This is a genomic window from Nocardiopsis sp. MG754419, assembly GCF_018207095.1.
Taxonomy (GTDB): Bacteria; Actinomycetota; Actinomycetes; order Streptosporangiales; family Streptosporangiaceae; genus Nocardiopsis.
Window position 1 is genome coordinate 1 of record NZ_QOCZ01000422.1, and the last position, 340, is coordinate 340.

The 340-nt window shown below is 72.4% G+C and carries 1 protein-coding gene; it reads right to left on the reverse strand.

Annotated features, from left to right (window positions below; translation table 11 throughout):
- Positions 1 to 65 precede the first annotated feature (65 nt).
- Positions 66 to 340, reverse strand: a 275-nt coding sequence (locus tag DSY14_RS28385; RefSeq protein WP_211719636.1) for a hypothetical protein, incomplete at its 5' end; no start/stop codon positions are given.

Sequence of the window (340 nt, forward strand, 5' to 3'; positions counted from 1 at the left end):
CTCCTTGCGCTTGCGGCGGCGTTGTTCAGCCGACTGCTCCGAACTGTCCTGCTGCGTTTGGGAGGTCATCGCGTCACTTCCCCGTGGCCGCTCAGGCCTTCGTGCACCGCGCGTGCCAGTTCCTGGCCGAGCCGGCGGGCCGAGAGGCCGGCGGGCAGGGGTGGGAGTCCGGACAGCGCGTCCAGGGTCAGCGGGCCGTCCGCGGCCAGCGGTACGCCGTGCCTCTCCACCAGTCGGGTCAGCTCGCGCTCGAAGGCGGCCGAGACCCGTTCGGGGTCGACACGGAAGCCGTCGAGCACGAGTTCGCCGACCTCCACCCGGATCGCCGACGGCTGCTCCC